The organism is Corynebacterium sp. HMSC066C02 (genome assembly GCF_001814945.1).
Taxonomy (GTDB): domain Bacteria; phylum Actinomycetota; class Actinomycetes; order Mycobacteriales; family Mycobacteriaceae; genus Corynebacterium; species Corynebacterium aurimucosum.
Window position 1 is genome coordinate 1 of the sequence record NZ_KV818432.1, and the last position, 6,266, is coordinate 6,266.

Genomic DNA, 6,266 nt, shown 5'->3' on the forward strand with positions numbered 1-6,266 from the left:
TCATGGTTGCGCTCGCGAGGAATCGACCCCGCGACCCTACCTCCCAGATTGCACACCAACGACTGGATCGATCTCTTCCAGGTGACTGGTTCCTCTCTACCTCACCATCGACCCATTTCACCATCGGGAAGTAGTCAACGACCTCCTCAACGGAAAAACCGAAGCCGGCGGCGTTAATCCCCACCAAAACCGAAATCCACCAGTAGTACTAAAAGGGCTCTTCCGGTTTTAGAGTGCATTGATTAGTTCGCCGGGGGTTCGGGCGTGGCACAAGATATTGGGGTCCTTGGCTTTGTAGGAAAAAGGTATCTAATCCATCCGTACAAAACTAAGGACCTACTGTGCAGCCTAACGGAAATGTCATCGTCGATACCATCTGCCGCACCGCAAAACTAGGAACTACTATCACCGGTGCCACAGAAAACGGTGACGTCACTGTTATTGAAGCCGAACCCGTCGAGCCGATCAATGAATGCCCTACCTGCGGGCAGCCTGGAGTATTCCGCGACCACGTCATCCGCAGCCTGGTCGATCTGCCCATCGTCGGCCACCCAACAACTTCATGTGCGCCTTCCACGCTACCGGTGCACCAACAAGCGTTGCTTGCAGAAGATCTTCCGTGCTGGCCTTGCCTGCGCGCCCGACAATTCAAAGACCACGGACCAGGTGACCCACTGGATCCTGCAACGACTCTGCCTAAATCGGATGAGCGTTGCCGCTGCACCCAAGTCATTAGGCCTGGGGTGGGATATGAAGTGTCCCAGGTTTTGTTCCGTTTGATGAAACCCGTTTTTGAAACAACGTACGGAGCACAACGCACGCCGATGCCAAAGCTTCCGCAACATCGACTACCTCATCAAACCCACGACAGTGGGATTCACACCCTCAATCCCCACGCGTGCAATCTTCGCACCTCAAAGATTGAAAAATGAAAGAAACCGGAGGTAACATACCCTTTCGAGTTTGTTACTTCCGGTGGTGCAGTTTGTTCAACTGCTCATCAGGATCTTACGGGGGATAACACTAACACACCCTGACTCTTGGAAAACGCAGCACACAGACCGTGCACACCCTCACCGATAAAATGGGCACCAGTCCCGAAAGGAGAAGGAATGTACACGACCATCACCCTCGCCGCACTCGCAGTACTTTTCGTCTTAATCATCCAGACCATCCGCCGCGAACGGCCAGAAGACCGTATGTATTACGCCGCGCTTGGAGGCAGCATAAGCGCAGCAATGATCCTTGTCCCCTCCTTCCTTTTCACCCAGGCCGGTCTCTCGCGAGAACTGGCCGCACTGCTCATCTCCTTCGGCCTACTAGCCTTGTGGATTACCATTTTCGGACTCCGCCTAAACGCAAGAACTAGCAGGTAAACCTGCATAACACAGAACATATGCTTTAGCATATGGCGGAACATACGCTATAACATATGCCTAAACATATGTTCCGCCATATGGCAGGACTCGCGGGCGCACGAATACGCAGATTCCCGCCCGCAGTAGAGAAAAGGAGGGCTACGGGCTCAGTGTGGGAGTATTGCGAAACCTTCGCGCGCCCATTAGCCTAAAAAGTGACAGCACAGTTCATCCCTGAATTGCGGCTGCACAATAAAAAGGGCCCCAACGAGTGCCAGCTCGTTGAGACCCTCGGGCCTAAAGACCCACGTGAAGCATCGCGGTAACGAGCTTCACGATTACGGTCACAAGAACTATGACCTTGGTAGCCACATCTAGCCAGTCAAGCTTGGTGGCATCAAGGTCTTTTCTTTTGCGACCGGGTGTATCCAATGAGTGTTTACCCATTGTCTACCTCCCTTTACGTCGTAGGGTTGTCCGCTCGCCTGAAAAAGGCGCGCGGGACAGCCCACGTCACGCGCGGGCCTTACCGCGCACCGACGAGGAAGTCACGCCCACGCCCCACCACAGGTGGCGGGGCATGATTGTGAACCGGCACTAACGTTAGCAGCCACCCCTGACGAGACCTAGAAGCATGATTTCACCCCTGCCTTTATAAAAGCCGCCCATGAGGGGAAACCCGTACAGTGCTACTTGCAGCTGCACTCAACACCGCTAATTTCTCTGCCTGTCACCCTATCTAGACGCACGAAAATGCTGGCAGTGCTACATAACTGCCGACATATGCTTTAGCATATGCCTAAACATATGTCCCGCCATATGGCAAGACATATGACGGGGCTCATGGGCGCGCTGATCTACCATCACGGCTGCACTACCCTAGGTGTTTTTCAATGCTCGATACACCGTAGGACGGGTTACCCCAAATTCCCGCGCTAGTGCTGCCTTTGACTCCCCTGCCAATATGCGCCGTTTAATCTCCGCTACTTGCTGCGGGCTAAGAGCGGGTTTGCGGCCTTTGTACTTTCCGGCCTTTTTCGCCAACGCAATCCCCTCCGCCTGGCGCTCGCGGATAATGGCCCGCTCAAACTCCGCGAAGCTACCGAGAATTCCGAGCATTAAATCCGCGCGCGGATCGGACGTGTCTTTCGCAAACGCGAGATTCTCATGCAGGAAAGTAACAGTCACACCCTTGCCGGTAAGTTCATCAACAATACCGCGCAGATCTGTCAGCGATCGGGCGAGACGGTCAATCGACGACACGACAAGTTCGTCACCGTCTCGCACGTACGCCATACACTCGACAAGTCCAGGGCGGGCAGTCTTGGTGCGGCCGGAAATCCTATCTTCAAAAAACCGGTCAATCCTGCCGGAAGCATTGAGTAGTTCTTTCTGGCGCTGATTATTCTGCTCCACCGTGGAGACACGGATATAGCCCACCCGCTGCCCATGCGAACCAGAGTCATTGACCATTAGTCTTCGCTCCGCGAAGGTTTAAAGGCGGCATTCTCTTGTTCTATGACTGCATCACGATACGACTCGATTGCATCCGAGAGGGCATAAAGCTGAACACCGTCGAGGCCATCAGCGTCAGCAAGCAAGGATTGTACAATCCTGCCCAACGCCTGCTGCCCCGACGAGAGTCCACCATGCAGATCTTTCACCCGCGCCAACGCGGGTACAGAGTCAATATGACTTTCAATATGGAAACCGTCAGACGATAACATCACACTCACCACTTTCTGTAAACATAAGGCTTAGACCCCGCTAGACACGTGTAAAACAATGCTAGGAACGGCCCTATTTTACAGGAAACATTCTGCCGCACACCGGCGTAACAATAGGGTGTACCCCAGGTGCCCCTACCAGCGCCCGCAGTTGAAGGCTTCACCTACCAAATGGTAAAGTTAGCTATATGCGAACCAGTCAGCGCTCCGAGATCCTGGAAGCTGCCCTCCGCGTCATGAACGCAGCGGAGGGTGGCGACATTACCCTTGACGCAGTGACCCACGAGGCCGGGCTCACCAAACCGGGATTGCTATATCACTTCCGCAACCGCGACGTACTGCTCGCCGCGATCGTCGACCACGCTGCGGCCAACGTCGAGAACGACATGACTGCCACCCTTGGCAAGCCCCTCGAGAACGCCAACGCCACCGAGCGGCTCCTGAGCTACGTTCACGTCGCCGCCCACGGGGCCGCCAAGCGCGCCGAGTTCATCATCTGGGGCCAAGCGACGTATCGGCCCGAACTCACCGAACCGTGGACTACGCGGATGGGCCGCTGGCTCGAACTCCCGGACGATCTCGACGCCGCCACCCGAGCCAGGCTGACCACCGCCCGACTCGCCGCCGACGGACTCTGGGGCGCCCAGGCCACAGGTGTGTCCACCCTCCACGGCGCGGATCTCGAAGCCGTCGTCTCCAGCATTCGCTCCCTGATCGAAGGAACAACCCCATGAAGCAGTGGTTCCTGCTCGCTGGCGCCATCACTACCGAAGTGGCGGCGACGCTGTCTCTCAAGGCGGCGCTCAATCACCCATCCTGGTACATCGTGGTTGCTGCCGGATACATCGGCACTTTCGTCTTCCTCACCTTCTGCCTGCGCGAAGGAATGCAGATCGGCGTCGCCTATGGCATCTGGGGAGCCAGCGGGGTCGTGCTCGCCGCCGTGCTATCCGCCGCGATTTTCGGTGAACCTCTGACCGCTGTGATGGGTCTTGGAATGGTTGCGATCATCAGCGGTGTCCTCACCGTCGAACTCGGCTCCCAGAAAGCTCAGCAAACCGCAGCCCAGGAAGCAGGAGTCAACTCATGAGATGGATCTTCCTCGCAGGCGCCATCTTGTCCGAAGTCGTCGCGACCATGTCGCTACGAGCCTCCGACGGTGGCCGGGTGAAGAAATGGTTCATCGGCGTCATCGCGGGGTATCTCGTGGCGTTCGTCGCCTTAAGTCTCGCCTTGGCCGACGGCATGGCCCTTGGCGTCGCCTACGGCATCTGGGCAGCATCCGGCGTAGCTCTCACCGCGATCCTCGCCCGGGTCATCTTCCACGAACCCCTCACCCGAACCATGGCCCTCGGCATCCTCCTCATCGCCGTCGGAGTTCTCACCGTTGAACTCGGCGCCAACTTGGCGAACTGACGCATTTCCGCAGGTAAACCAGGCAGATTGGTGTGCTGCACCACGAGGCGCACAGACAAAGGCTCCCCAATGAGCGCCTGTGGGCCTAGCGTTGTGGATGTGATCACCTGTGTCGTCCACTACACCATCGACCCCGACCAGATCGCAGCCTTTGAACAGTTCGCCCGCGCTTGGATGCGGCATGTCGACGAACACGGCGGCACCCACCACGGGTACTACCTACCCGCGGAAGGTGTGAGTGACCGTGCGGAATCCCTGTTCAGCTTCCCCAGCCTGGCTGCCTACGAGCAGTACCGCACCTTGTTCGGCACCCACTCGGACTTCATCGCCGCTGACCGGATTCGAGACGAGTCCGAGTGCGTCCTGCGGTACGAGCGCACCTTCATGCGGCCGCTCCTACCCCAGGGACACTGAAAGGGACTCCGGCAGCACGCTCGGCACAACCCACAACGCCGCAGGTCAGCGCGTACAGATGGGTGTACTCTATCGGACTTTTATACTATGGTTCGGGGTCTTCCTCCTTAGTGAAAGTCGCACCTAAATCTTGTAAGCGTTGTTTCTGTTGTGGAGTCAACGCCAAGTTATCCTCTGGAAGAATGGTCTCGTGCAAAGTTGCAGTTTCAAGAATTGAAAGGTCTGTAGGAGTTCCCGATAGGTCCGCGTTGCTTAGATCCGCACCACGCAAATCGGCACCCCCTAATTGTGCTAGTTCAAGGATTGCACCTTGTAGATTCGCGTTTCTTAGATTCGCGCCGTCAAACTTCGCCTCTATTAAAACTGCGTTGCTTAAGTCTGCCCCTTCGAGGTTTGCTCCACTAAAGTTTGCACAATTAAGCCAAAGACCACTCAAATTTTGTTCCTTTAGGTCAAAGTCTTTAAAAGGAAGTTCAGGAATAGAAGGGTCTGGTTTATCTGTGGAAGATTTCGTAGTGGGCGTACCAGGGGTAAATATGGTCCCGTCAGCTGTTAGACAATGGGGTGATAGGTTAGCTGACGTCGAAACTTGAGCCCGATCGCGAACGTATCGCAGATTTTCGAGTCGCTCTGCTGTAACTGCTTGAGTATTAGCAGCACGAATTGCTGTGTCTGCCTGGGTTCTAGAATCAGTAATTTGCGCCCATGCCAAAGAGGATCCCACCACTATGGAGGCAAGGACTGATATTCCAACGTCGCGGAGCCCTTGCTTATTAGGGATCCCTCTCCAAAAGTCGCGGAGCCATTCGAAGCGGGCAGGCGAAGCAGAACTTGTGCTTTGGGTGACCTCTTTTTCCTGTTCGGTATGCTTCTCTATAGAGGGATCCCTATCTAGTGCATCTTGTTCTTTCGGAGAAGCGTCTTTTGGCGTGCTTTCTTCGCTAGGTGTATTTTTGCCATAACTCATTCATAAAGAATATGCCTAATGTCGGGGTTTAGCACGCGTTGTCGTTGGTCGAAGGATAAGGGGTATCAAACTGCTTTCCGGTGAAATAAAGCCACCAGCTACGGTGGTGCTCCACACCTACCAGGCCTGCGATATTGAGGATGCACCGACCTTTATTGAAGGCTTCGGCTGGCGGGCTGAGCCCATGCCACATGACAAGGTGCGAGATTTAACCGGTGAGGTCGCCGAAGCCGACGGCTACCAACCCGGCCTGATTATGCGCAAACTTGTCGAAGGACGCGACGGTACCTGCCGGGTCGGCGGATGCGGCGAGCCTGCTTTTCTCAGCCAGTTGGATCACCGACACAACTGGGCCGAAGGCGGGCCAACCCACCCGAAGAACCT

General features: G+C 55.7%; 7 protein-coding genes and 2 pseudogenes. 7 read left to right on the forward strand and 2 right to left on the reverse strand.

Going from position 1 to position 6,266, the window contains the following annotated elements; translation table 11 throughout:
- The 3 genes and pseudogenes from HMPREF2996_RS12325 to HMPREF2996_RS00275 form a co-directional block, all read left to right on the forward strand.
- A pseudogene (locus HMPREF2996_RS12325) lies at positions 1 to 177 on the forward strand (23S ribosomal RNA methyltransferase Erm); the annotation flags it as partial.
- Between the two features lie 164 nt (positions 178 to 341).
- Positions 342 to 759: pseudogene (locus tag HMPREF2996_RS12725) on the forward strand (transposase family protein); the annotation flags it as partial.
- Between the two features lie 353 nt (positions 760 to 1,112).
- A complete protein-coding gene (locus tag HMPREF2996_RS00275) occupies positions 1,113 to 1,376 on the forward strand; it encodes a hypothetical protein (protein WP_011117479.1) in 264 nt (87 codons plus the stop codon).
- 861 nt (positions 1,377 to 2,237) lie between these two features.
- Here HMPREF2996_RS00275 and HMPREF2996_RS00280 read toward each other — a convergent pair.
- A complete protein-coding gene (locus tag HMPREF2996_RS00280; protein WP_011117489.1) occupies positions 2,238 to 2,831 on the reverse strand; it encodes a recombinase family protein in 594 nt (197 codons plus the stop codon).
- A 442-nt stretch (positions 2,832 to 3,273) separates the two neighbouring features.
- Between HMPREF2996_RS00280 and HMPREF2996_RS00290 the strand changes: the two genes are divergently transcribed.
- The 4 genes from HMPREF2996_RS00290 (at position 3,274) to HMPREF2996_RS00305 (ending at position 4,915) form a co-directional block, all read left to right on the forward strand.
- Entirely contained in the window at positions 3,274 to 3,819 is a 546-nt protein-coding gene (locus HMPREF2996_RS00290) for a TetR/AcrR family transcriptional regulator (RefSeq protein ID WP_034997557.1), read from the forward strand.
- Positions 3,816 to 4,175 carry a DMT family transporter gene (locus HMPREF2996_RS00295; RefSeq protein WP_048733039.1) on the forward strand — a complete coding sequence of 120 codons (360 nt, stop codon included), beginning with the start codon at positions 3,816 to 3,818 and terminating at the stop codon, positions 4,173 to 4,175. Before HMPREF2996_RS00290 ends, HMPREF2996_RS00295 begins: the two co-directional genes overlap by 4 nt.
- Entirely contained in the window at positions 4,172 to 4,501 is a 330-nt protein-coding gene (locus HMPREF2996_RS00300) for a DMT family transporter (RefSeq protein WP_003849969.1), read from the forward strand. Before HMPREF2996_RS00295 ends, HMPREF2996_RS00300 begins: the two co-directional genes overlap by 4 nt.
- A 99-nt stretch (positions 4,502 to 4,600) precedes the next feature.
- The gene (locus HMPREF2996_RS00305) at positions 4,601 to 4,915 is read left to right on the forward strand and encodes an NIPSNAP family protein (RefSeq protein WP_174232238.1); all 315 of its coding nucleotides are present in this window, start codon (positions 4,601 to 4,603) and stop codon (positions 4,913 to 4,915) included.
- Between the two features lie 85 nt (positions 4,916 to 5,000).
- Here the strand turns inward: HMPREF2996_RS00305 and HMPREF2996_RS12335 are convergent, their stop codons facing one another.
- Entirely contained in the window at positions 5,001 to 5,882 is an 882-nt protein-coding gene (locus HMPREF2996_RS12335; protein ID WP_083276403.1) for a pentapeptide repeat-containing protein, read from the reverse strand.
- Between the last annotated feature and the right edge of the window lie 384 nt (positions 5,883 to 6,266).